The 26,168-nt window shown below is 44.0% G+C and carries 12 protein-coding genes and 19 pseudogenes; 12 read left to right on the top strand and 19 right to left on the bottom strand.

Translation table 11 applies throughout. The annotated features are described in order from the left end of the window. Positions 1 to 89 precede the first annotated feature (89 nt). The 5 genes and pseudogenes from ITG10_RS16260 to ITG10_RS16245 form a co-directional block, all read left to right on the top strand. A pseudogene (locus ITG10_RS16260) lies at positions 90 to 679 on the top strand (substrate binding domain-containing protein); the annotation flags it as partial. A gap of 99 nt (positions 680 to 778) precedes the next feature. Next, positions 779 to 1,888, top strand: a pseudogene (locus ITG10_RS16255) (efflux RND transporter periplasmic adaptor subunit). Between the two features lie 9 nt (positions 1,889 to 1,897). Beyond that, entirely contained in the window at positions 1,898 to 2,404 is a 507-nt protein-coding gene (locus tag ITG10_RS26505; protein ID WP_348983558.1) for an efflux RND transporter permease subunit, read from the top strand. Between the two features lie 103 nt (positions 2,405 to 2,507). Then, positions 2,508 to 5,014, top strand: a pseudogene (locus ITG10_RS16250) (efflux RND transporter permease subunit). 2 nt (positions 5,015 to 5,016) lie between these two features. Continuing rightward, positions 5,017 to 6,507 (top strand): annotated as a pseudogene (locus tag ITG10_RS16245) (efflux transporter outer membrane subunit). A gap of 124 nt (positions 6,508 to 6,631) precedes the next feature. On the opposite strand, the gene ITG10_RS16240 reads toward ITG10_RS16245, so the two are convergent. The 9 genes and pseudogenes from ITG10_RS16240 to ITG10_RS16200 form a co-directional block, all read right to left on the bottom strand. Then, complete coding sequence (locus ITG10_RS16240; protein ID WP_017631869.1) at positions 6,632 to 6,847, bottom strand: DUF6434 domain-containing protein; 216 nt, start codon at positions 6,845 to 6,847, stop codon at positions 6,632 to 6,634. 34 nt (positions 6,848 to 6,881) lie between these two features. Then, positions 6,882 to 7,212 (bottom strand): annotated as a pseudogene (locus ITG10_RS16235) (YnfA family protein). A 144-nt stretch (positions 7,213 to 7,356) separates the two neighbouring features. Next, a complete protein-coding gene (locus ITG10_RS16230; protein ID WP_017631870.1) occupies positions 7,357 to 7,788 on the bottom strand; it encodes a DUF3291 domain-containing protein in 432 nt (143 codons plus the stop codon). Between the two features lie 70 nt (positions 7,789 to 7,858). Further along, a pseudogene (locus ITG10_RS16225) lies at positions 7,859 to 8,132 on the bottom strand (hypothetical protein); the annotation flags it as partial. A 59-nt stretch (positions 8,133 to 8,191) separates the two neighbouring features. Beyond that, positions 8,192 to 8,523: pseudogene (locus tag ITG10_RS16220) on the bottom strand (hypothetical protein). Between the two features lie 120 nt (positions 8,524 to 8,643). After that, positions 8,644 to 9,084 (bottom strand): hypothetical protein, encoded by a 441-nt coding sequence (locus ITG10_RS16215; RefSeq protein ID WP_248386840.1) that lies wholly within the window; start codon positions 9,082 to 9,084, stop codon positions 8,644 to 8,646. Positions 9,085 to 9,100: 16 nt separating this feature from the next. Continuing rightward, positions 9,101 to 9,523: a hypothetical protein gene (locus ITG10_RS16210; RefSeq protein ID WP_017631874.1), complete on the bottom strand. Its 423-nt coding sequence runs from the start codon at positions 9,521 to 9,523 to the stop codon at positions 9,101 to 9,103. A gap of 208 nt (positions 9,524 to 9,731) precedes the next feature. Next, positions 9,732 to 10,213, bottom strand: a pseudogene (locus ITG10_RS16205) (ATP-binding protein). Beyond that, positions 10,210 to 10,415, bottom strand: a pseudogene (locus tag ITG10_RS16200) (hypothetical protein). Before ITG10_RS16200 ends, ITG10_RS16205 begins: the two co-directional pseudogenes overlap by 4 nt. Before the next feature lie 66 nt (positions 10,416 to 10,481). On the opposite strand from ITG10_RS16200, the pseudogene ITG10_RS16195 reads away from it, so the two are divergent. Further along, positions 10,482 to 10,671 (top strand): annotated as a pseudogene (locus tag ITG10_RS16195) (IS110 family transposase); the annotation flags it as partial. Between the two features lie 207 nt (positions 10,672 to 10,878). Here the strand turns inward: ITG10_RS16195 and ITG10_RS16190 are convergent. Beyond that, entirely contained in the window at positions 10,879 to 11,124 is a 246-nt protein-coding gene (locus ITG10_RS16190; RefSeq protein WP_248386530.1) for a hypothetical protein, read from the bottom strand. A 399-nt stretch (positions 11,125 to 11,523) separates the two neighbouring features. On the opposite strand from ITG10_RS16190, the pseudogene ITG10_RS16185 reads away from it, so the two are divergent. Next, positions 11,524 to 12,548, top strand: a pseudogene (locus ITG10_RS16185) (IS110 family transposase). Positions 12,549 to 13,140: 592 nt separating this feature from the next. Here the strand turns inward: ITG10_RS16185 and ITG10_RS16180 are convergent. From ITG10_RS16180 to artP, 5 genes and pseudogenes are all read right to left on the bottom strand, one after another. Continuing rightward, on the bottom strand, positions 13,141 to 13,689 hold the full coding sequence (locus tag ITG10_RS16180; RefSeq protein ID WP_248386528.1) for a hypothetical protein: 549 nt from the start codon (positions 13,687 to 13,689) through the stop codon (positions 13,141 to 13,143). A 319-nt stretch (positions 13,690 to 14,008) separates the two neighbouring features. Further along, a pseudogene (gene artM, locus ITG10_RS16175) lies at positions 14,009 to 14,676 on the bottom strand (arginine ABC transporter permease ArtM). Further along, positions 14,673 to 15,358, bottom strand: a pseudogene (gene artQ / locus ITG10_RS16170) (arginine ABC transporter permease ArtQ). The pseudogenes artM and artQ overlap by 4 nt, the downstream one beginning before the upstream one ends. Positions 15,359 to 15,361: 3 nt before the next feature. Further along, positions 15,362 to 16,092, bottom strand: a pseudogene (locus tag ITG10_RS16165) (lysine/arginine/ornithine ABC transporter substrate-binding protein). A 119-nt stretch (positions 16,093 to 16,211) separates the two neighbouring features. Continuing rightward, a complete protein-coding gene (gene artP, locus ITG10_RS16160; protein ID WP_128644398.1) occupies positions 16,212 to 16,940 on the bottom strand; it encodes an arginine ABC transporter ATP-binding protein ArtP in 729 nt (242 codons plus the stop codon). 548 nt (positions 16,941 to 17,488) lie between these two features. Between artP and ITG10_RS16155 the strand changes: the two genes are divergently transcribed. Next, complete coding sequence (locus ITG10_RS16155; RefSeq protein ID WP_017631884.1) at positions 17,489 to 19,312, top strand: ABC transporter ATP-binding protein/permease; 1,824 nt, start codon at positions 17,489 to 17,491, stop codon at positions 19,310 to 19,312. Positions 19,313 to 19,473: 161 nt separating this feature from the next. Further along, positions 19,474 to 19,937: pseudogene (locus ITG10_RS16150) on the top strand (acyl-CoA thioesterase). A 147-nt stretch (positions 19,938 to 20,084) separates the two neighbouring features. Here ITG10_RS16150 and ITG10_RS16145 read toward each other — a convergent pair. Continuing rightward, positions 20,085 to 22,342 (bottom strand): annotated as a pseudogene (locus ITG10_RS16145) (peptidase U32 family protein). 172 nt (positions 22,343 to 22,514) lie between these two features. Here ITG10_RS16145 and ITG10_RS16140 point away from each other — a divergent pair. Beyond that, positions 22,515 to 23,108, top strand: a pseudogene (locus ITG10_RS16140) (glutathione S-transferase). A 158-nt stretch (positions 23,109 to 23,266) separates the two neighbouring features. Here the strand turns inward: ITG10_RS16140 and ITG10_RS16135 are convergent. The 3 genes and pseudogenes from ITG10_RS16135 to ITG10_RS16125 all read right to left on the bottom strand — a co-directional run bounded on the left by ITG10_RS16135 (position 23,267) and on the right by ITG10_RS16125 (position 24,259). Continuing rightward, the gene (locus ITG10_RS16135) at positions 23,267 to 23,716 is read right to left on the bottom strand and encodes a GyrI-like domain-containing protein (RefSeq protein WP_017631887.1); all 450 of its coding nucleotides are present in this window, start codon (positions 23,714 to 23,716) and stop codon (positions 23,267 to 23,269) included. A 47-nt stretch (positions 23,717 to 23,763) separates the two neighbouring features. After that, a pseudogene (locus ITG10_RS16130) lies at positions 23,764 to 23,999 on the bottom strand (hypothetical protein). 8 nt (positions 24,000 to 24,007) lie between these two features. Further along, positions 24,008 to 24,259 (bottom strand): Rho-binding antiterminator, encoded by a 252-nt coding sequence (locus tag ITG10_RS16125; protein WP_017631889.1) that lies wholly within the window; start codon positions 24,257 to 24,259, stop codon positions 24,008 to 24,010. Between the two features lie 212 nt (positions 24,260 to 24,471). Between ITG10_RS16125 and ITG10_RS16120 the strand changes: the two genes are divergently transcribed. After that, a complete protein-coding gene (locus ITG10_RS16120) occupies positions 24,472 to 24,837 on the top strand; it encodes a cytochrome c (protein WP_017631890.1) in 366 nt (121 codons plus the stop codon). 118 nt (positions 24,838 to 24,955) lie between these two features. Continuing rightward, a pseudogene (locus ITG10_RS16115) lies at positions 24,956 to 26,134 on the top strand (BamA/TamA family outer membrane protein). The last annotated feature ends 34 nt before the right edge of the window (positions 26,135 to 26,168 follow it).

Genomic DNA, 26,168 nt, shown 5'->3' with positions numbered 1-26,168 from the left:
TTATACAACGACTACTTTAGCTGTAATGGTATCACTAAATGTCAATGCAAATGAAGTTAGAATTCAGCAATCTGATAATGGTGAACTATTTGCTACCTGAAACCGGTGACATCGTTCAAGCTACCTATTCAAATTCCAAGACCTTTTACCCAGAGATTGAACTTGATATTCGCAGCATCAGTAACGGTTTTATCGACATGTATCGACAAGGGTTAGACCTTGCAATGCATGGCGGTCGTCTGAGTGACTCTAATGTTGTCGCGCGTAAGGTAATGGATTTGCAGCGTATTTTCGTTGCTAGCCCTGAATACATTGCTAAATCAGGTAAACCTACAACGCTTGAAGAGCTGTCTAAATTTCCGTTTGTCTGTTTCCGTTGGCCAAGTGGTGATGTTGATAAGGAATGGGAAATATCAGGCCAAGTTGTAAAGGTAGAACCGTCGATTGTTAGTGACAGTATCGGTTTTGTGAAAGGTGCGTCTGCCCGTCATCGAGGTATCGCGTTATTGCCTCAATTGATGGTGAGACAAGAACTTAAAGAAGGCTCACTGATCAATCTTTCCCTGATCACACCATGCAACAAGAAGAAGCTTGGTTGTTGTATCCACAACGCAAAGCACTCAGCCACGCCAGCCAATTATTGATTGATTTCTTATTACAAGAATTACCAAATCTCTAATTATTGTCATGAATAGTGTGACAGTGTTATACCGTTAGCACTGATTATCTCTAGACTTCATCTCGATAGAATTGCTCCATCAATATTTAGGAGCAATTCATGATGTCCATCTATCGCTACTCTCTACTCGCAGCCACTCTTCTCCCTCTTATCGGTTGCAATCAGTCTGTTTCTACAGAATCAGCTGCCGATTCAGCCAAAGTAACGGAAGAGCGTCCAATTCAAGTTGTACAACTTGAATCGAAACCTCAACAAGCCAGCAAAACCTTCACAGGCAAACTTCAATCGGTTGAAACGGCAGGTGTGGCTTTTTCGTGTTCCCGGCACCATTCAAGAATTGTTAGTCAAAACTGGCGATAGCGTGAGAAAGGGTCAAGCGATTGCTCAGTTAGATCCACACGATTACCAAGTGGCGTTAGAAGAATTACAAGCTCGCGCGCTAGAAGCCAAATCAGCACATAAACTCGCAAAAGCCGAATTAGCTCGCGTAAAACAAGCGATTGATGACAATGCAATTGCGGACGTGAACTTAGACCGAGCGATCAGCGGCTATGAACGCAGCGAAGCCGCCGTAAAAGTGGTTGAACAAAACATACGCCGAGCAAAAGACTCGATTCGCTACACTCGCCTGCTTGCCCCATTCGATGGTGTGGTTGCCTCTTCTAATTTCGACCAATACGAACAAGTGCTACCAGGTGTTTCGGTTTCACTATCCACAAGCCAGAGCAGCTTGAGGTGACCATTGATGTGCCTGAAAACCTGATTCATCAATTCAAAGCCGAACAACAAGCCACCATCAGTTGGTATCACGCAAAGAAGTCTATTACTGGTCATGCGACTGAGATTTCTACACTCCCTCACCCTATCAAACAAACCTATTCGGTCACCTACCGTCTAGACGATTTAGAACATGGTGACACACTCAGTTTGTTACCAGGTAAAGCGGTTACCCTCACCACGCAACTGGGTGAAAGCAGCGACAATTTCTGCCTGCCTTATTCATCCATCGTTAACCAGTCAGGCAACGAACAGGTATTCACCATCAAAAACTCGCAAGCCATCTCTGTGCCTGTCAATGTGGCGTCATTCGGTAAGAATACCGCGTGTGTCGAATCAGAACTTCACAATGGCGACTATGTGGTAGTGAGTGGCGCGCAGTACGTGCAAGAAGGTCAACATTTCTCATCAATCCAAGTAAAAGATCTGTAGGTACGCACCATGAACTTAGCTGACTTTGCTATAAAGCAACGAACCTTCGTCCTATTCTTCACTGTGTTGAGTGTCATCGCTGGCCTGTACTCCTATTTTGACCTCGGTAAGCTCGAAGACCCTAGCTTCACAGTCAAAACGGCCGTTGTTGTTACGCTCTACCCCGGAGCCTCAGCCGAAGAAGTGGAACAACAGGTAACAGATACGGTAGAAACAAAGCTTCAAGAGATGGCGAACTTAAACCGCCTGCGCTCTTTGTCTCGTCCGGGCATGTCGATGGTATTTGTCGATTTGAAAGAGTCTTTGAATTCAAAAGAACTGCCACAAGATTGGGATTTACTGCGTCGTAAAGTATCAGACATGAAAATGCTGCTGCGAGCACAGCACAGATCAGCATTGTGCAAGACGAGTTTTCTGAAGTGTATGGCATGCTTTTCTCTGTGTACGGTGAAGACGCTTCTCCTTCAGAACTACGTACTTATGCAGAAGAGTTACAACGTCGCATTAAAACCGTAGACGGTATAAAAAAAGTAGAACTGCATGGCGTTCAACCTCGCGTAGTACATATTGATATTCCAGACGAACGTTTAGCGCAGTATGGTTTATCGATGGCTCAGGTTTGAGTCAGCTCAACACACAAAACGCGACGTTTGATGCGGGTAAATTTGCGGCAGGCGGTGAGCGCATTCGTGTTCAGCAATCTAGCCAGTTCACCTCACTCGCTGATATTAACAACCTGATGATCAAAGGTGGTGTCAGTGATTTTGGGACAGGGCTAATTCGACTTGGTGACATTGCTGATGTGACCATGGGTTACCAAGAACCAATGATGACGGAAAACCGTTACAACGGCGTACCAGCCGTCACTCTTGCAATGAGCCCTGTCTCTGGCGTGAACGTGGTATCTCTGGGTGACGATATCAATCGAGTGGTTGACGAGTTCCAAGCATCACTGCCCTTGGGTGTTGAAGTCGCAACCGTTGCAAACCAGCCTGAAGAAGTTCAGAAATCGATAGATAACTTTGTAAGCAACCTGCTTGAAAGTGTCGCGATTGTGTTTGTTGTACTGTCGATCTTCATGGGCTTAAAGAGTGCAACGATTGTTGGTTCAAGCTTGCTATTGACGATTCTACTCACGCTTATCTACATGAACATTGCGGCGATCGATTTGCACCGTGTGTCTTTGGGTACGTTTATCCTTGCGCTTGGCATGTTAGTTGATAATGCGATTGTAATTACCGATATGATGATCGTGAAGATCAACAAAGGTATCGACCGAACTGCAGCAGCAGTTGATTCTGTTAAAGAGACCGCGACACCCTTGTTTGGTGCAACAGTGATTGCGATTATGGGTGCGAGTCCGGTTATCTTCTCTAAGACCGATGCCGCTGAATTTGCCAGTTCAGTATTCTTAATCATTGCGTCTTCGCTACTGTTGTCTTGGTTCGTAGCAATGACCTTCACCGCTCTAATGTGCTGGATGTTCATCAAACCAACCAAACAAAAACCGACACTAAAGTGAGCTTATACCGTAAAAGCGTCAACTGGACGGTCGATAATCCAATCAAAGCGTTGACTGCCCTCGTCCCGCTTATTTTGGTCACCGCGTTGGCAATTCCGAACATAGCGATTAACTTTATCCCGCAAGCGGATCGCCCTATCTTGTTCGTTGATTACTGGCTTCCGAATGGTGCGAAGATAGAGCAAACCTCACAAGACATGGAACGCATTGAAGCATGGTTACTTGAACAGCCAGAAGTGACCAATATTTCAACCTATGTGGGCGCTGGCGCACCGCGTTTCTCAGTAACCATTGAGCCTGAACCGTTCGATCCTGCTTATGGCCAGATCTTGATTAACGCTGTTGATTATCCATCACTCAACACACTAATTGCTCGTGGTGACAAGTGGCTAGCAAAAGAGTTTCCTGACGCTGATCCGCGATTCCGAGGTTTAAAACTGGCGACCTCAGATAAATTCAGTGTTGAAGCGCGTTTCTCCGGCCCGGATGTCGAGGTGCTTCACGGACTATCAAAGCAAGCGAAAGCTATATTTGCTCAACATCCAGACACCAAATACGTTCGTGACGACTGGCGTCAAAAGACCAAAGTGTTAGAACCTATCATTAACCAAGACAAGATGCGCCTTGCAGGTATTAACCGCGCAGACATTGCATTCGCGATAAAGCGCGCGTCAGAAGGTATGCCGTTGGGTCGTATGAAGTTGAACGATGAGTTGGTCACGATTCAACTTCGCGGGACAGAAAGCTCAATTCAATCACTTGAAACTCTGCCGGTTCGCTCTCTATTGGGCATACACAGCGTTCCACTCGGCCAAGTCATCGATGGGTTTGAGCTAACCAGTGAAGAGACCATGATTTGGCGTCGTGACCGAGTGAAAACCATCACTGCACAAGCTGGCGTTGGTCGTTACACCACACCCGCAGCAGTAAGAAACTCCGTTAAAGAGCAAATTGAATCAATCCACCTTCCAGATGGTTACCACTTGGAATGGGGTGGCGAATATTACGACGAGCATAAAGCGGTCAGCGATATTCTTAAGCAACTGCCTAAAGCAATGTTGTTGATGGTAATTATCTTAGTGGCGATGTTTAACGGCTTCAAACAGCCAGTGATCATCTTCACCACCCTACCGCTTGCGGCGACGGGTGCAACATTCAGTTTATTGTTGTTGGATAAACCATTCGGCTTCATGGCTCTGATTGGCGCTGTAACATTAACAGGTATGATCATCAAGAACGGCATCGTGTTGATGGACCAAATCGAGCTCGAACGTAAGAACGGTCGCTCACTGTCTGACGCAATCAAAGAAGCGACAGTGAACCGTACGATGGCGATCTCAATGGGCGCACTCACCACGGCACTTGGTATGATCCCATTGCTAAGCGATCTACTGTTTGACCAGATGGCAGCAACCATTATCGGTGGTTTGGCTGCGGCAACCGTGTTGTCTCTGTTTGTAATGCCTGCGCTGTACAAGCTTTTCTATCGAACTGAAGAAAAAAAGACAGTAGAGGAAGCCATCAAAGACGCAGTGATCGTGCTTGATGCAACGCCTCAATCTACAAACAGCGGCACTACAACCTCATTCAACAAGGAGCAATAAACATGTATCCATTAACAAAGTTTAAAGTGGCTCCTATTGCTCTCGCCTTGTTGTTGACAGGTTGTGCGGTTGGCCCTGATTACGTAGAACCACAAACGACCATGGCTGAAACGTTTCTATATAGTCAAGACGGTGTGAGCCAAAACCAACAGCACAATCATTGGTGGACACAGTTCAGTGATCCAACGCTCAATCAGTTAGTGGCCGATGTCCAAAGCCAGAACATCCCACTTAAATTGGCCGCCGAGCGTATCACCATGGCCAACTCGTACAAAAGCGTAGTCGAATCATTCAAAGTCCCGACTGTGAATGTTGGTGGTGGTTATTACAACTACCAGCTGAGTGAGAACGACTCCCTACTCGGCCCGGTATTTGGCGCCTCTGATGCAGTTGAATCAGCAACGGGCATGTCGTTGCTGGAAGCGCAACACGATGGCGGGTTCTTAGGTGCAAGCATCGCATGGGAAATGGACTTGTTTGGACGTATCGATAAGCAATCCAACGCGGCGACGATTCGAGTTGAACAAGCCGAGATATTCCAATCGGGTTTGAATACCTTGATCACTGCCGATGTCATTCACAACTACCTGCAATATCGTGGCGCTCAAGAGCGAAAAGCGATCGCACTAGAGAACATTTCCGACCAAAAGCAGACTTTAGAACTGGTCACCAAAGTGGTTCGCAGCGGCTATGGCTCGGAGTTAGATCTTGCTCAAGCCAAAGCCATGCTTGCTGCGACTGAATCCATTGTTCCTCAACTTGAAATCGCAGAGCAAGTACACAAAAATCGCATGGCAGTGTTGTTAGGCGAATCACTTACGAGCGTGAACCAACGTTTAGCAGGTGAATTTACCTTGCCGCGAATGAACGATGTTATTCCGACAGGCTTACCTTCTGACTTGTTAGAACAACGCCCAGACATCCGTATTGCAGAACGAGAAATGGCAGCCATTAACGAAGAACTCGGCGCAAGCATTGCCAATCGCTATCCAAAGTTCTTCCTAACGGGTACGCCAGGTGTGACGGCTGGAAGTTTTGATGACCTATTCAGTAGCGACTCATTTGGCTGGGCGGCATCTGCCGGTATCAGTTGGAATGTGTTCGATGGTGGCCGCGGCGAAGCCATGGTGGAAATGAACGAAGCAAGGTTCCGTTTCTGCAGCGCTTAACTACCAACATTCAGTAGACAGCGCCTTTGCAGAAGTCGATTCAAGCTTGTTTGCCTATGGCCGTAGCCAAGAAAACCAAAAGCGCATCGATGAAGCCACCCGCCGTCGATAACGCTGTAAGCAAAGCAAAGTCGCTCTATAAAGCAGGCCTAGTCGATTACTTGTCGGTGTTAGACGCACAAAGACAACAAAAGCGATGCAAGATCGACAAGTGGCCGCCAAGCTTCAAACAGCCAACACCACGATTGCAGTATACAAAGCTTTAGGTGGCGATTGAAAGTAGCGAGTGAAACGCAGACTGTTGAATTAGCCCGCGTAAACTAGGCTAACTGCTCTTCGTTATCTACTGAATAATGCGATAAGCGTAATAAAAAATACCGCCGTTGATTACGGCGGTATTTTTGTGAACTGGTTAGCTGGTAAATAAGTTTACCAACAAGATAATCCATTAATTTATATCGTTACGCTTCGCCCACTCTTGTAAGGCATCACCCATAGTCAATCCTGTCGCATTGTTCATCCACTGCATAAAATCACGGTCAAATTTAAACTCTTCGCCAAGCTTGGACTTAAAATATCGACGCACGTTTTGAGTCGTTTTGTAGCTGTCCGTTATGACGGTACTGTCATCAATCTGATTCTTGTGCCAATCAACCTTTTCCATGGTTTATTCTCTTCCTGTCATCTCAATGCATGCACTACGCGTTGCGAGGGCCAAACATAATAATCGCCATACCGAGTAGTGCTACTGAGCCACCGACCAAATCCCACGTTGTCGGCTTTTCGCCATCAACAAGCCACAACCATATTAGGGCAACAGAAATATACACACCGCCATAGGCTGCATAAACACGCCCTGTCGCGGTAGGATGAAGCGTCAATAACCAAGCAACAACGCAAGGCTTATCGCAGCAGGAATCAATAACCAAATACTCTTGTCTTCTCTCAACCAAAGATAAGGCAGATAACACCTACAATCTCGGCGACCGCCGTAAGTACAAAAAGACCGACCGTTTTAAATTCAATCACAACTTACCTTTATCAATTTAAATGCAGAAAACACTATCGATGATCCATCCAACATCAACAACTCCCCACACACCACAGATGACCCTATTTTAATTTCAATGGAACATAACGCTGATTGGACGAACGCTATTTTGGCGCTTCTGACTATGTAAAATTGGTTTTAAAAGTGAAGGCATACGGTGTATCACCGATTTCTCTGAGGTGTTCAAGTCGCTCTATCGCTTCTTCGAGTGTAGGAATATGGTCCTCTTCGATCCACCAAAGAACATAAGTATCTTCAGGTAAACGCTGAAACCAGTCCCCCTTTCGGCGCATGAAATCACGGTGATGTGTGCAGAACATGAAGTTCTTTAACGAATCCACAGAATCCCACACCGACATGTTCACAATCATATTAGGATCATCAAAAGCTTGGATGTTGGTGGCGTCACCAGATTCATCTTTCAGACGCCAAACGAACCCTTCACTGCTTTCTGCGATTCCGTTAACCAGCTCTAAGTTATCGACAAACTCTTTGATTTCCGGCGCATCTAACGGGTATTTAGCCAGAGCGATATTTAACTGAGCTAATTTCATAATGTTCCTTCCTTGATAAATTATGAGTAAAAATTTCAAACGCACCGACTGATACTAAGACAACTAAAGAAACCGTCACGCCTTCAACTTCAATCACTGAGTTAACATTAGCGCGCTCGATTATCTTGAGTAACGTCGTTTGGATTAGCTCATTATCTCGGATTTCGGTTTCACAAGAAAACGCTCTTCTTGAACACCATCGCCCTCACCCAGCATAAATTGAACTGCGACTTCCGTTGCGAGATCTTTGGTCGATCCGTAATACGCTAACGTGATTTTTGGGTATCCGTTGTCGCCTTTTTAACCTGCTTTGCGATGCGTTTTTTAGCTTTATCTAAATTCATACAACTTCCTTTTAAGGCTGAAACTAAAATGAACAAACGTCCGATATTTCTTAGCTTTACTATAAAGCATTACCACATTCACTACATGATTTAATGGATGACAATCCGCTTTTCTTACGTTAGTTTTTCCACAAGAACCACAAAATTTCAGAGAGTGGATATTGTAGATAGAAATTAAAATAACAAGCGGAATCCAGACCAACAATTTTGGCCCATCACCACCAGACCAATAGATAAAGCCAACGAAGAAGATACCAAAAACAACAGCTTGCAAAGTCCACAATGTTTGTTTGCACTTTGCATCTTTGATAATAAAAAACGTAAACAAGCAGATAAAACTACTGATAACCCCATAAACCGCAAACCCTATAAAGGCTTCTTGTTGATTCATAACTTCCCTGTCAACATAATACTTTACGGTTTGAGCAACACCACTGACCCAAAACCATATCACCTGAACATTAGCCAAACCTTAAACGAAAAATGCCAAGCCTCGTAAATCACTTTTGAGTTATTTTTCGTTAGCGGTTTTCAAGGCCAGCTTTAAACCATCCGTATCTTTACAACCAATGTAAACATGCTTTCCAGTGCTTAAGCTTAACTTCAGCGCTGAACCTATCGATGCATTATACAACCAGCCATCGCTCAGCATTCGGATGCCTATACCTTGATACCACTTGCTTTGATAGAACGATGTCTCTGCAATGTCTGACACCTCGACATTCTTACGCCAAAAGCCAAAGCCGAAATACCAGCTTAGTACATTGTCTTTGACTTCAATTGTCATGGAGAAAAAGAGCAAAGCAATTAAGCCGTTGATGGCGTGAGCGATTAATGTCTCAGGGTTGTTATCAGAGGTAATGACAATGAAAGCACTTATTGAAATAAGGATTAGCAGCAATCCCTTGTTGAATTCCTTACTATAAAACACGGTGACAATTCCTATAGGCAACGAACTAGCCAAACAGCTATCTTGCTGCGGCCTTTCTAAATAAACGTGGTAAGTAATGAAGGCATAACCCTACAGCCAAGCCGAGTAGCATCGTTTTGACGCTACCAACCCAAAGTATCAAACCGGTATAGCCTTGTGCTGGCCCTAAATCATCTTTGTTAATCACATCCGCCAACATAAAGCCGTTCCACAATACATGGAGCATCACTGTAAATAAGTGCCCGCAAATTGCGATTGTTCCAAGTAGCGCATATCTATCAGAAACGTTATCTCGGCAAAATAAGAAAACAAGTACAAACGTAAAAATCAAAGGTGCAGACAATACCAACGACACCGTTATAACTTCGATGTGGCTTTGGCTTCCATAGATAAAAGTACGAAATATCATTGCCGTTGATAGTAATAACGGAGCCAGCGCGACCCATGTCATTCTGTTCATTTCAGTTCCCTGTCTTAATAGTTGGTTTGATGAAAGATTCGATAATCGACAGGGAATGTTAATTACCAAAAATGGCGTAACTGGAGTGCAATTATCGCTCTACTACTCGATGGACAACTCAGACTTTCATAAACCCGATGTAACCTAAGGCTTAGAACACAAGCTAGATAACAAAAAGGCCACTCACCTTCACGCCTAGTCGCATATTTTATTGAGCTTCCAGCTGAACCCAAACAACATCTTCATTTGAAGTTGGAACCTCAAACCAAGACCAAAACAGATCTAACATTTCCGGTGTCATTTCATAAGACTTACCATTCAATTCCGAGTTCCGGCTAAATGCCCTCTGCTTGCAAGTCTCAAACGGAACATCAAGGTAGTGAACTTCGCTGTCCACACCTAGTTTTGATGCCCAGCTTGTAAAAGAATCTCGGTCAGACTTACGCCAAAAACCAAAGTCAAAAATCACAGGAACACCCAAGGAAAAAGCTGCATTGCAGACTCCTTGAATAACCCTTGTAGCGTAGCCAACCGGCGATCAAAAACTTCACGCTCCATATGTTCGCCATACAAAGGAATCATCCACTCATCGATCGAGAAACGAAAAGCCCCATGCTTTTCTGCAAGCGATTTAGAGTAAGTCGTCTTACCCGAGCCGATAAAGCCACACACCAAATAGATTTTAGTCATGATGCCCCTTTAGTCTCCTTGTTACGCATGATTCTATCTTTCAGAAGTGTACCAATACTGCTAACGACAAACGTAAAAGCAAACGCCACAATTGGTCGATAGAAATCAAACGCACTATCCGTGATAAAAAGTACTGATGAATGGCGACACCCAAACCAACACCTAATGCCAGCTTCAGATTCTTGAAAATCCCTTGATTCATGTTCAATCCCTCTTAGAAAGCAAAACTATGTATAGGTGTAAGTGACGTTACGACCAGACCTTAAACCAAGGCGGTCGAGCGTAAGTACGCACAGTGTTATATATGGCAATGATGTCGGCTATGCAACCCCGTATTCAAGGCAACTTATGTTCTACTTTTAGCTGCCAGGAAGCCTAAGAAAGTCGCAATAATCGCGTGTGTACGAAAGATGGTTGTGACCCTTAATTCTATGTTGAGAGGTGACGCCATGTGGGATGAAAATACAGCCAAAAAACTAATCATTGACGCCATAGTCGTTTGTTATGTTAAATATCCCCGTTTAGCGTTGCCAATGATACTATTCGGGTTTGAAGTATTTTTAAGTCATTTAATGAAAAGCTACCCAGTTCATTGTTTATAAAGTCCACTAGCTTAGGGATATCACCATCTTCAGGTACAAAAATATATTTTATATCGGATGGCGCTATTTCCAACTTTCGTTTTCTAACTTTTTATTTTCTTCTTGCAATTCTTCCGTTGAATTTTGAGTAAAAAGAAACTTTATCTCCCAGTCTGGAATATATCGCCACTCGTTCTCTATATGAAACTCTTTAGTGACAACTTCATTACCCAAAACCATTTTACCTTCCACTGGTTTATGCAGAGCTAAAAGCTTATAGAGGTGATTATGAGCCTCATCACTGCATTCATCATCAAAATCATGCTGCATAAAAACTTAAGTGATTTTTGAGTCAAACCATCTTCAGAGCTATAGATTACAGGGTTTAGGTTATTCTTTCTTCCCCACTCTTTACTCAAACCTAAACCAAATCGACCGTAAAAGCTTGTGTGCTCAGAAATCCTCGACAGTGGAATGTCACAAAAACACGACATTGGGTAAGCTACATAGTCGTTATTACCACCCATCCACTCTATATCTTCCATACAATAACGAGGGAATATGCCATTCTTTAGAATGGACTTTAGAACGTCTAAAGATCTTGTAAAGTGGAACAAACTATCAGATTTTGGTTTCATACTTTCCTCATTATTAACATAACGAATGACATGGATTCCCCTACCGAGGATCTACCACACTTATGTGGTACTTAATTGCACCGGAGGCACCATGTCTAATTATTCTTATTTCTGCGGTATCGACCTAGCCAAAAACCACTTTAGTCTTCATGCCGTAGACCAAAACGGTAAGTCATACTTCATAAGTCAGTAACTCGCTCTAAACTGCTGACTACAATAGCAAATATGCCAGTCATGCGTATAGGCGTTGAAGCGTGTGGTGGTGCACATTATTGGGCAAGAACACTCAATAAACTGGGTCACGACGCACGTATTATGGCCGTTAAATACGTAGTTCCTTATCGAACTAAGGGAAAGAACGACCTTAATGATGCTGTTGCCATATGCGAAGCTGTTCAGCGCCCATCAACTCGCTTTGTGCCCGTAAAATCCCCCGAGCAACAAGCCATCCTATCGGTACATAGAATGAGAGAACATTGGGTTCGTGAACGCACCGCGCTTATGAATCGCATGCGTGCCCTGCTTTCTGAATTCGGATTAATCATTCCTGTTGGTCGCTCTTCATTGATGAAACAGGTTCCCTTAATGCTCGAAGATGCAGAAAATGAACTGCCACACCTCGCAAGAACGGTGATAGCCGATGCTTATCATCACCTTGACGAACTCAATCAACGTATCGCCGATACTGAACAAGTCTTCGATTCTTTTGCTAAGGTCAGCGCTAATGTTCAACGGGTGATGAAGGTTCGAGGTATCGGGCCGCAAACTGCTACTGCGATACTTGCTTCGATAGGCAATGGTTCTCAATTTGATAAAAGCCGTGATTTCTCTGCTTGGCTAGGACTAGTACCAAAGCAATATTCCACAGGAGGGAAACCTCGCTTAGGTCGGATAACCAAACACGGCGACAAATACTTACGAACACTATTAGTTCACGGAGCAAGGACCTTGATTGCCAACCTTGGCGACAAGCAAGATAAGTTAAGTCAGTGGTGTCGAGGCGTTCTAGAGCGCAGAGGAATGAATCGAGCGATAGTGGCACTTGCCGCGAAGAACGCACGAATTATATGGTCGCTTTTACACAATCAAACAGAATATGAAAACTATGCTGCTTAAGTAGACACTTAAGCAGCATAAAGAGTTAAACCCACTGGGTCATTGCAGACGCTAATGATGGAGATAGGTTAAGACCACTTGCGGAGAGCCTGTTAATGCGGCGGACACACTAGATGTCATCTAACGAATAAGGCACCGCAGTCGCGCAAGTCATCAGGCCACGACGTATGCGAATCGTCGATAAGTAGGCCGAATGTAGAGCGGCAGTCCAAAACCCATCAACATAAGTTTAGCGGATGTTTGACAACCGGGGGAATCCATGTAGCCGCATTAAGGTGTGAGCAACGCTACCACGAAACTTAACTATACCACCGTAAACACGACACCCAACGATGGAATGAAAAATGCCAAGCGTTGGGAATCACTCTTAAATGCTTTGTTAGCTAAATAACTTCCACGGTCTATGGTTCGCGCCAAAAACGCATAAAACTACCATATTGCAATCTGAAGTCTTCGCGTCTAGACCATTGCAAATAGTAAGCTGGTATAGAGACCACAAGCGTCATTGTTAAAAAGAACATCATCGTAAATAGTGCAAACGAAGCACTTCCAAATGCTTGTGTGATAGGATCACGCTCTCTGACTCTCGTTTTTACTGACCAATCTTTTTACGAGGAACAAAGTTCCAACTCACATCGACATCTTCCAATTCTGAGTATGCTGAGTAACTAAACTGTATAGATTCCCCAGGATTCAGCAATGATACTCTCCAATGATGATTTGTTTCGTTACTTGACTCCTCTTTAACGACACGCACACCATCGATAATATAATTGGGGTCTGTTGTAATTTCAGGTTGTTCAATAAGCTTAGCTTTTTCGGTATCTATAGCTATTGATATTTCTAAGTTATCCACTCCCTCATTACTAACATTTTCAACAACAAAAGTTTTACTTAGTAGGGAGCGAATCTCTGTTTGATTCTCGTCTTTTAGCGTATATCGTGAGCTTATTTGCAAACCAGGGCTTTTAACAGCTTCTATAATATTCAGCTCTGACTTTGATGTAATTATTAACTCTTTACTAACCTTACTTTCAAATGCTTTGTTGATTACGATACCAACAACACTAACAAGCACTGTCGTAATCAACGTTAAAATGACATACTTCATACTAAATGAAGGTTTAACTTCTGGTTCCACTTTTTCTCCAAATTTTAATTATTTAGCTAACAGTTCTTAGACAGAAAAATTCTGCATTTAAATACAGAATTATTCTATCTAGTTTCATATAATCGGAACTCTACCACAATTAATCACAGTATTTCAGTGACTTAAAACATAGATAGGCTCATTGAATGACAAAATGCAGAATATTTCCATATAGTATGAATTCCGTAAAAACCCCGTCCAACTGGATATAAAAACAGTACCTATGCGCATACCCCAAACACAAAGCCTGCCATCTATGCAAACATAAATGGCAGGCTTTACACGTTAGTTAAGCTTGTGAGTAGCTAGCTTATACCGCTTCGAATGCGAGGGCTTTCTTCTCTACTTGGCGGAAGATCAGCGTTAATACACCGTTCACTGCTAAGTAGAATGCGCCAGCAATACCGAACACGGTGAGCGTGTCGTAGGTTTGGCCGTTGATTCGCTGAGCGTAGCCCATCAAATCCATGATGGTGATGGTGCTTGCCAGTGACGTGCCTTTAAAGACGAGAATCACTTCGTTCGAGTAAGCAGGAACGGCGCGGCGCAGTGCGTATGGCAACAACACTTTCAACGTTCCGATTTTGTCCATGCCGAGTGCACGACACGCTTCCCACTGCCCTGCTGGAATGGCGTTGAATGCGCCTCTGAACAGTAGCGTGCTGTATGCTGCGGTGTTCAGTGCGAGTGCTAACATTGCACAGAACCAAGGTTGGCTTAACCAAGTCCAAAGGAAGCTTTCACGAATCAATCGAATTGACCCGGACCGTAATACACCAAGAAGATCTGTACCAATAACGGCGTGCCCGTGAACAGCGTAATAAGTCCACGAGTGAACCAATGTATTACTGGTAATCTTAGGATCAGCGTTACGGTCATCAACAGTGACAAGATACAACCGACAAGCAATGAAGCGCCTGTGAGTTGAAGACTGGTCACTAAGCCTTCAAGCATTTGAGAGAGGTATTGTTGATTCATGCCATTGCCCCTTTGTTACCCAAACCTTGAATAGAGAACTTACCATCAATCACTTTTACCAATCTTTGTGTGATTAAAGTGATGACCAAGTAAATTGCAGCTGCTGTCGCGTACCAAGTAAATGCTTCGTGCGTTGCTGCTGATGTTAGTTGTGCTTGTTTCAGCAAATCCGTTACGCCAATCAGCGAAACTAGCGCGGTGTCTTTTAGTAACACTAACCATTGGTTGGTTAACCCTGGTAGTGCGTGTCTTACCGCTTGAGGTAACACGATACGAAAGAATGCACGCGACTGAGAAATACCAAGCGCGCCTGCTGCTTCTCTCTGCCCTTGCTTACTGCTTTTAATGCACCACGCAAGGTTTGCGAAGCGTAAGAAGCAAAGATAAGTGACAGTGCAACAACACCAGATAAGAACGGGCTCACTTCTATGAAGTCGCCAGTGATCATGAACAGAACTTGTGTCGAACCAAAGTAGATAAACAGTACGACCAGAATTTCTGGTAAACCACGAACAATCGTCACAAATGCAGTCGTTGGCCATTTGATTGCAATACGACGAGACATCTCACCACTTGCAAACAAAACTGCTAGAACCAATCCAACCAATAGGCTTACGAACGCAAGCTGAACAGTCATCCAGCTTGCTTCGACGAGCCCTAAAGAGTAACCCGTTAATTCCATAAATTACTTACCGAAGTACTTGTTGAAGATCTTGTCGTATTCGCCGTTCGCTTTCACTGCTGCAAGTGCAACGTTAAGCTGGTCTACAAGTTCTTGGTTGCTCTTGTTTACTGCGATGCCAAAGCCGTTACCGAAGTACTCTTGGTTTGTTACTTGGTCACCGACGTACGTTAGGTTGTCTTCTTTCTTGAACCATTCAGCTACAACGGCTGTGTCACCGAATACAGAATCGATACGACCGTTTTTCATGTCGATGAATGCATCTTGGTAGCTTGAGTAAGGTACCGCTGTTACGCCAGTCATTTGCTCAAGTAAGAAGCTCTGGTGAGTAGAACCGTTTTGAACACCAACACGCTTACCTTCTAGTGCTGCTTGGTCTGCTACTTTGCCTTCAAAAGAGATGAATGCTGCAGAGTTGTCGTAGTAAGCATCAGAGAAGTTAACTTGTTGAAGACGCGCTTCAGTGATATCCATTGCTGAGATAGCTGCATCGTAACGTTTGAATTTAAGAGCTGGGATCAGGCTATCGAACGCTTGGTTGTGGAAAGTACATGTCGCTTTCATCTCTTCACAAAGTGCGTTTGCTAGGTCTACGTCAAAACCTTGATTTGGTTGTTCTCATCCATGTATTCAAATGGTGCGTAAGTTGCTTCCATTGCGAATTTGATTTCTTCTTGAGCTGCTGCGTTAAAAGAAGCAAGACCGATAAGTGAAGCTAGTAGAATCTTTTTCATTTTGTTACTCCGAATACTTGTAATAGTGGCCTGCGGCCATTCTTATAATTTGATTGTTTTAATTGATGTTGTGTTTAACTAAATCTAGTGAGTCAACTTTCTTTTAATAAATGACTTACTTAATGAGTCAAATATTCAGCAAACTCTGGAGTCTGCGGATTAATAAATGAATCGCTGGTGCCGTGTTCAACGATGTACCCTTTCTCTAGGTACAGAACGTGGCTAGCAATCTTCTTCGCGAAATCGACTTCGTGCGTCACGACCACTTGGGTAATGCCCGTTCCGCTCAATTCTTTAATGATGCTCACGACTTGGTTGGTGATCTCAGGATCAAGCGCCGCTGTTGGTTCATCAAACAACAACACATCCGGTTTCATCATCAACGCACGTGCAATCGCAACACGCTGTTGTTGACCGCCAGACAATTGAAGTGGCCAAGCGTCTGCTTTGTCGGCAAGTTGAAGTGTCTTTAGTACTTCTTGAGCTTGCTTGATCGCTTCTTGCTTATCCAAGCCTGCAACTTTGGTTGGTGCTTCAATCAAGTTTTCCATTACCGTCATGTGTGGCCATAAGTTGTATTGCTGGAACACCATGCCGACTTTACGACGAAGTTTAAGCCCCTGCTTTTCTTGGATTTGGCTTGAAAAATCGAATTGCTCGTTCGCAATGTCTAATTCGCCGTTGTCCGCGATTTCTAGCAGGTTCAATACACGCAGTAATGAACTCTTGCCCGCGCCGCTTGGGCCAAGCAATACCAAAGTTTCACCACTCTCACAGTCGAAACTGATATCGTGAAGAACTTGGGTATCACCGTATGATTTGTTGATGCTCTTTACTTGAATACTCATGCCACAATACTGCATTAATTGTCATGTGTTGGTTATTCTATTCAATCCGAGGTTTTATGCAAGAAAAATGTATAAAAACTACTTTGTTGAATTTTTTGTAACAAATATTGCACAAAAACAGTCGCTATAACTGGTCTTACAACCAAATCTTTCAAGTCATTGATAAGGTTAATATCGAGACAAAAAAGCAAACGTTTTGCTATCAATTTACAAATCATCGCTCGATTGCAAACTTATGAGTGCACTCTCCTATTAACGCCAATTTACTTGCATAAAAATCAGGGTTAATTAGCTTAGTTTGCTATCGAACTGATTGGTTCAGAATGCTTAACTTTCCTTTAAGGTCGTTTCGAATTATTCACTTAGGAGTGATGAAATATTGGAAATTGAGTTTCCTAGGGAGCGTCACAGCGCAATAAATGCTTTAATGGGTCCTATTCTCAACAACAACTACTTCCCAGCGAACAACGCGCAGTACAGGCAATAAGCCATAACCAATAAGTAACAAGTCATCTATTTTCAAAGCGACAACACATTAAGGCAGTCATATGCAAAACGATGTCTCTTCTACGCTCGACTCAACTCAGCGAACGACCCAACAAACGCCAGAACCCAAACCTGAGAAAAAAAGCCTCAGTATTTTGTTTGAGCTGAGTAAATTCATTCAGCCTTATAAAGGTCGTGTTATTGCTGCGTTGATCGCGTTGATCTTCACTGCGAGCTTAACCCTTTCGGTCGGACACGGAATTCGTCTTCTTATCGACCAAGGCTTCAGCCAACAATCGTTATCAGACTTAGGCAGCGCGATTCAATTCATTATGGTGGTGGTCGTGTTGATCTCGATTGGCACCTTCTTTCGCTTCTATTTAGTCTCTTCTGTCGGGGAGCGCGTAAGTGCGGATATTCGACTGTCGGTTTTCAATCATGTCGTGACGCTGCATCCAAGTTACTTCGAGACCAATGGCAGTGGTGACATCATGTCGCGCATCACCACGGATACTACTCTGCTTCAAAGCATCATTGGTTCATCGTTCTCTATGGCAATGCGCAGCGCATTGATGTGTATTGGTGCAATCATCATGCTGTTTGCGACCAATATTAAGCTGACGCTGATTGTTTTGGCCTCGGTGCCGTTTATCTTGATTCCTATTCTTGTCTACGGGCGTCGTGTAAGAGCCCTCTCTCGCCAAAGCCAAGATTCGATGTCTGATGTCGGCTCTTATGCAGGTGAAGCGATTGAGCACATTAAAACCGTGCAAAGCTACAGCCGAGAAGCGCAAGAGAAAGCGTCATTCGCCGTAGAAGTAGAAAAGGCTTACGAGATTGGTCGCCAACGCGTTAAACAGCGTGCGATTCTTATCTCTGGTGTGATTGTTATCGTGTTTAGTGCGATTGCAGGCATGCTTTGGGTTGGCGGCAGTGACGTTATCAACGGCACTATGTCGGCGGGTGATCTGGCTGCATTTGTTTTCTATGCGATCATGGTCGCTTCGTCATTAGGTACGATTTCAGAAGTAATGGGCGAACTGCAACGCGCGGCAGGTGCGACAGAACGTTTGATCGAGATTCTACAAGTTGAAAGCCACATTGTTGCGCCTGTAGAAAACCCAACATCACTGGATAACGTAACACCAGAAGTTGCGTTTAATGATGTGGCCTTCTGTTACCCATCAAGACCGGACCAGCCCGCAACAAGCAAACTCACGCTAACGGCCCATGCAGGTAAAGTATTGGCATTGGTTGGCCCGTCTGGCGCAGGTAAAACCACCCTATTCGAACTTCTGCAACGTTTCTATGACCCACAAGTGGGTAAAGTGACACTAGGCGGTGTTGAACTGAATCAGTTTGATCCGAATGAACTAAGAAAGCAGATGGCGTTGGTTCCTCAGCAACCCGCTCTGTTCAGTAACGATGTGTTCCATAACATTCGCTATGGCAATCCAGATGCGACCGACGAACAAGTTATCGAAGCGGCTAAGAAAGCGCACGCACACGAGTTCATTCAAAATCTACCAGACGGTTATCATAGCTTTCTTGGTGAACGTGGTGTGAGGTTATCTGGCGGCCAACGTCAGCGTATTGCGATTGCTCGTGCCATCTTGAAAGACCCAAATATTCTGTTATTGGATGAAGCAACCAGTGCGCTAGACAGTGAAAGTGAGCATCATGTTCAGCAGGCATTGGAAGAATTAATGCACGGCAGAACGACGATCATTATCGCCCACCGTTTATCAACAATTAAACACGCCGACCAAATTGCGGTACTCGATAAAGGACAGCTGGTAGACATCGGCGACCACCAGTCGCTCATCAATAGCTGTGAATTGTACCAACGCTTAGTTGAGCTGCAATTCAAACACCTTAATACCTAACCATTGCGTACATGTGTAACTAAGTGACTGACATTGTGTGATTTCGAGCTTCAAAAACTTGAATCACACGTGTTGCAGTTTTGTTAATTTGGCGGTAGGGTTTTATTCCAATAACAACTTATTCCGATGAAGGATAAGTAAATAACAATAAGAGAGTTCGCATGGAAGCACTATTATCTGACTACCCGGTAGTAACAGAAATCCCTGTCGCTTGGGGAGAAATGGACGCACTTAATCACGTTAACAACGCGGTGTATTTTCGTTATTTCGAAACGGCTCGCTTAGACTTTTTAAGCATGTCGAATTGATGGAAGAGATGGCTATCACCAAAGTTGGCCCTGTTCTTGGTGACACTTATTGTAAATATTTCCGACCTGTTACCTACCCTGATACTTTGATGGTGGGTTCACGAGTCACCGACATTCAAGACGATCGTTTTACTATGGAATACGCGATCGTCAGTAAAGCTCAACAGAAGCTGACAACGGTTGGCACAGCAACCATCGTGATGTTTGATTTTGCTTCAAACCAAAAAGCACTGCTCTCACTGCGCTTAACAAACGAAATCGAAAAGATGAACACGTTGAAAAGCCCATGCTTTAAACAAGAAGCTGTGACTGAATAACGTATTCACAGACTAGAAACGACTCACAAAGTTTCAGACACTAAAAAGCCACTCGATTGAGTGGCTTATTGGTTTAGAGTGCTTATAAGCGGTTAAGGCTTATAGACCATGAACGCTCTTTGTCTTAAAAGCTATAGGCCTTGAACCCTATAAACCTTGAACGTACTGCGCGTTAGTGCGAATCTCGACCATCTGCTCTAGGTTCTGTTGTGAACCTTCAACGCCGTTCAGTAGCGCTTCGAAGTGCTTGATAAGCTCTACTTTGTCTTGTACTTCTTTCGAACCCGCACCAATGTTGGTTAGGGTCAATGAAGAACTCGTCGAACAAGCCTGAGAAATCCGTTACAGCATCATGGTTCAGGAACTGCTCGTGGTTGTAAATGCTTGGGTAGCCACCCTTCTGTTTGTCAACCGCGAAAGAGATGCCTTTCACGTTAGTAATCGTGGTCAGCTTTCTCACACTTCAACATACAACCCGCTTCAATGCTTGGCTTGTTACAACCTACCGTTTCTTTGGAAGAAACACTGACGGCTAGTCATCATCAAAATTGGGTGGTAGATGCTGTAGAACAGTTTGAAGTTCTCTGGGCGGCGAATATGACGAATCTGACCTTTGTTGATCTCGTTCGAAATGAATGCACCTGCACAGTTAAGCTCTTCTTTAAGTGTCACTAATGCGTGAGAGTTGGTCGTGTTCATGAATGGACCAGCAACCCACTCGATACCCATTTCGTAAGCCTTGTACGCAATACCCGTGTTGTTAGTCACGATGCGCGCAGGTTTGATCTCCTCAAGGATACGAACCGCTTCGTCGTAATCTTTACCAATCAATACTGCTGGGAACCAAGGAATCAAACGTGGGTTTGCGGCCAAGATGTCGATGTACTTGTTACAACTCTTCTTGAAGCTTTCAGGCAGTTTGAAGTAAACATCAGCATCAGTGACGTCACACAGGTGCAAGTCTTCCACATCAGCAATCAGCATCGACATGGTTGGCTTTTCATTTACTTTAGGGTGTTGTGGCAGTGCTGGCACTTCAACATGCTTAATCACTTCCACAGAGCCGTTCAGAATGAAGTCGATCTCGTCTTTAAGGTCAGACACTTCTTTCAATGGAATCACAAGGCCAGCGTCAACTTCGCTGAAGTCGTGGCTTTCTAGTGTGTGAACCGCACTCTTGACGTTCTTGAAACGCTTCTCAAGCAACTCTTGAGTGATCGCCTTCTCTTCAACCGCCACAAGTAGTGATTTAGATTGAAGGGTGAAGTTCTCTTTTGATGTGTTCACAGTTACCGTAAATGGCTGACCTTCTTTCGCGCTGAAAGACAGAGCAACTGGCGTTTTACGAATATCAAGGAACTCAATCTTTTCCACGCATCTCGTTGCCAAGAACGTCTTTCGCTTGGTGAAGTTCGTTCGTCACTTCTTGAATCTGTACTACCGAGATTTCGTTGTTCTGCTCCGTCGCTTTCAACAGCGTAGTTCATACTGTTGTCGCGTGGGTTATCAATGAACATGTCTTTCGTCAGGTTGCCCTTTAGGAAAGAGTTGGTGAAATCACGGTTGAATACCTTGTGCAGGTTCGAATCGTCTTCGATCAACAAACCACTCTCTACAAAGCTATCAATCTGTTTACGCCACGTGTCTACCACAGTGTAAACATAGTGTGCGCCTTTAATACGCCCTTCTACCTTCAATGAGTCAACTTTCGCGTCAACCAGTTCAGGTAGGTCGTAGTAAGCTGAGTTATCTTTTAAGTTGAGTGGGAACTTGTTGCCCGCGTTGGTGATTTCGTATTCATCACGACACGCTTGGCTACAACGGCCACGGTTACCCGAGTTACCAACACTTACAGAGCTTGAGTAACATTGACCAGAGAATGCGATACACAACGCGCCATGTACGAAGACTTCTGTCAGTACATCGTGGTCGTGCGCCACTTCTGTTAGCATCTTAATTTCTGGAAGGTTTAGCTCACGTGACAAGTTAACGCGAGTTGCGCCAATCTTAGACAAGAACTTAATCTGGCCTTCGTTGTGGGTTGTTAACTGAGTTGATGCGTGAACGTCCAGTGATGGGAAGTGCTTCTTCACCAGGTTGAACAAACCCAAGTCTTGGACGATGATGCCATCGACTTTGGTGTTCACTAGTTGGTTTAGTAGCTTAGTGATGCTCTTCGTTTCGTGCTCAAGCAGTACAACGTTAAGAGTCAGGAACACTTCACAGCCGTATTCATGAGCAAGGCGAATTACACCGTTCAATTCATCTAACGATAGGTTAGAAGCTCTGTTACGAGCATTGAAGGTGTCTAAACCACAATAGACCGCATTGGCACCAGCTACGATGGCTGCTTTTATCGCTTCTACATCGCCACCTGGGGCTAATAACTCAATTTTTCTGCTCATTTTGAAGTCGCTCACTTACTTATAATTTTTAAGCCGCGTATTCTACCCACATCACGATCTCTTTACCACCGTACAACACTTTTCAAACTAAATGACCTCAATAATGCCGAACGAAACCGACCTACCTATCCTCTACTCTTTGCGCCGCTGCCCTTATGCAATGCGCGGAAGAATGGGCATCGCACTATCACAGCAAAAGTGCTACTTCGAGAAATCGTTACCAAAGACAAGCCTAGCGAACTCTTGGCCAGCTCGCCAAAAGGCACTGTACCGATACTGGTTTTGCCACAAGGTACGATTATAGAACAAAGCATAGAAGTGATGATTTGGGCATTGGAACAAAACGATCCTCAAGATCTGATGCGTTCAAGTGAGCCTGAACTAAACCAAGAGATTCTTGAATTGATTGCTCGTAACGACAATGAATTTATTGGTCATTTAGAAAAGTATCGTGCGTCTGTTCGTTACCGAAACGTTGACACTGAACAACGCAGAAAAGCATGCGAAGGATTTATCTCAGAAACTGGAAAGTAAACTCGCTCACCACGAGTACCTGTTTGGCGATACACCTAGCCTCGCCGACTTCGCGGTAATGCCGTTTGTCAGCCAGTTTGTAAGAGTCGAAAAGAAATGGTTTGTGCAATCTGAATATCAAAACGTGGGACGTTGGTTAAGAGCCCACCTAGATAGCAAGCTCTACACCCAAGTAATGAAGCAATACCCCTTGTGGAATGAAATTAAGCAAGATTGTATTTTTGGTGGATAAGGGTAATTCAAGGCTAGAGGAAGCATGTGGTAATCAAGGTAGTTACGTGACACTGTCTCTTCTTTATAATTAACTGGTATTCAAAGGCTTAACCCCTTAACCCATCTATTAGTTAGACAGCATAGCCTAAGTTAAGCCTTTTCTTCATTTTAAACCAATCACTCAATCGCTATCGAAATCTCGACTGCCGTTTCACCTTTGTAAAACTCGAAATCAGTTGTGTAAGTTCGCGTATGTGGACAATCTGGAGCGTTGAAATAAGCCCACACTTCTCCCCATAAATCGATAACCGCTTGTGGTAGTTCACCTTCAGCTGAGAATGTTAGGTACTTACCTGCTTCGATATTGGCTTCGACTAGGTTATCTAAATTGTTATCGGTAAGCGCATTGGTACACGCGATAACATCAAACTCACCCGTAAAGTCTGACTCGTAGTTGGCGTAGACGCCATATACCTTTGAATCAGGTGTCAGCTTGGGAAAAGCTTGATCGAAAAACCCTTGCCATAATTGGCCTATCTTTGCCTTTGCCGAGTCCACTTCATCAGTGTTAGTGGTTCTTACAGAAAAACCGTACGCCTTTACGGCTTCAATCGTTTCTACTTTCATTTGTTTAATTCCTTAACCAATACCGCTGTCATCGCCTTGAAGCAATTCTAATCTTGTATCTCTTTATGACCACACTTTTCACACACAAGGTGGCGTGAAAACTCATCCATTGACGCGATAAATGGACCAAGAAACCAGCCTTTTTACGACACCCGCCCAGAAACTCACGTCGTTTTTGGTTCGGTTCATCTGCAAACGCACTTTCCTTGCGTACCAATATAACGACGTGTTGTGTCTCTTCACGGCATTCAGTGCAGTAGCATTGCTCGGTTGTGTGGTTCATATAGGCACCTATGACTTTTTAAAGGAGATATGTTGAAAGTGAGGATTATCAACACAAACTTCGAGTTCTGAAATTTCAGTTAACACGACAAGTTCTTCTCGACCTTCCACACTGACCTTAATGCACTCTTCTTTTGCATCGTTGCGTTTTGTATCTAAGGCGGCACACGTCAACTGCTCACCAGATTTCATTGTGAGTTTGATTGGGTACCGGTGCATACACACAATCTCAATATAATCGTAATCATTGCAACTAATCATAATAACCCTCCCATTCATCCATTACGCTAATGCGAGATGCTGTACTATGCAAACTGTTTATAATCAATCATTTACTCTAATCACATTGATGACATTTTCTTAAGATAACCCCACTTTTAATCTTCAGCTTAAACGCACTTTATCCATTCACGTTTCTTCTACGAGTACCTACTTATTCTTTAGCTGTTGGATAACAATAAGAGAATAGAACAATGAAAAATATGAACCATTTACACTTGTTAGCTGCCTTGGGTTTAATCGCTTCGATGATGACATTCAGCGCAAACTCAGCGTCACTTGAGGATGCAAGCCACTTTGCGAATGGCAAAGCCAAGTATCAGACGCTTTGTATAGTATGTCATGGTGATAAGGGATTAGGTGACGGACCGACTGCGGCCTCTTTACCACACAAGCCTGCCAACATTCCGAATAAACTTGGACAGCTATTCACGACTAAAAACTCGTTGGTTGATGACATTTTAAAGGGCGATATAGAAGAAGGAATGCCTGCATGGCAAGGCGTTATCACAAGGCAAGATGCACTCGACATTTTGACTTATATAGAGTCCATTCAATAGTAAACGCTGTCCCATTCACCTTTTGAGCAGAGATCTTACTTAATCGCGTTCGTTTTATTGCGCTATCTATTTCATTGATTACACTGAATTTAATGGATAGTGAATAATATGGAATGTTATGACTCTCAAACCTTTAGCGGCAAGCGCCCTTATGCTTGTTTCTACTACCACACACGCTGTTAGCTTTATCGATCAAATCGATGGCCACTTAGATATGGGCGAATACCTCGCTGAAAATGCCTATGGATTTTTGCCCGTTCCAATACTGATAACAGAGCCTGCAGTGGGATACGGTGGCGGCTTCACAGGTATCTTTCTTCATGAATCTGAAGAGCAAAAAACACACGTAAAGAGCTGGCCGAAAAATCAATTGATGGTGGTGCTCAACTAGTGACGCCTGCGATTACTGCTGTGGGTGGCTTTGCAACAGAAAACGGCACTTGAATGGCGTTTGTTGGCCATAAACGTAGTTGGAAAGAAGACTCTATTCGTTACCTGGGTGGCTTAGGTTATGGCGATATTAACATGACCTTCTATCGTCAGAGTTCTTCCGACGCTCTGGCGCCTCTCGACCCGAAACGAAGGGATTGAATTAGGTTTGAAAGGTATGGGTGGAATCCAAAAGATCCAGTTCAGAGTCCCAGATACACATTGGTTATTGGGTTTCTCTCAACAGTTCATTGCACCAACTCTTTCCGTGAACAATCATCCTAAAGCACAAGAGATTCTAAGTAATATTGGTAACTCGTCACCGACCTCTTCCGGCTTGGGTTTGATCGCTGAATACGACAGCAAAAACAGCTTCCTTAATCCAACTCAAGGCTACAACTACGTTGCTGAATACCTTTGGTTTGGTGACGCTATTGGTAGTGATTACACCTATCAAACGTTTAATCTTGAAGGGCTCAACTATTGGGAATTAAACAAAGAGTGGAATCTCGCGTTGCGCGGACAATACAAATCCTTGTCGACTAACGAGCGTGTACTTTCTCCGCAATATTACCCAGACATTGACCTTAGAGGTATCGCCCGAAATCGCTATCAAGGTGAGCATACCTTTGCTGCCGAAGTACAGGTGACAAAACAATGGACACCACGTTGGTCAACGGGCGTATTTACTGGCATTGGTTATGCGGGAGACAGTGATAACGACATGTTCGACCAAAACTCACACTCTGCATACGGCGTTGGTTTCCGTTATCTCATCGCAAGGCGCTATGGTCTGATTTCAGGTATTGATCTCGCGTTCAGCGAAGAAGATACCGCACTCTACTTCCAAGTCGGAGCCGGTATCTAGCTAAATCACGATTCAATGTACCGAGCAGAAAGTA

This window comes from Vibrio sp. ED004, from assembly GCF_023206395.1.
Taxonomy (GTDB): Bacteria; Pseudomonadota; Gammaproteobacteria; order Enterobacterales; family Vibrionaceae; genus Vibrio.
This window is presented reverse-complemented; position numbering and strand designations above follow the sequence as displayed.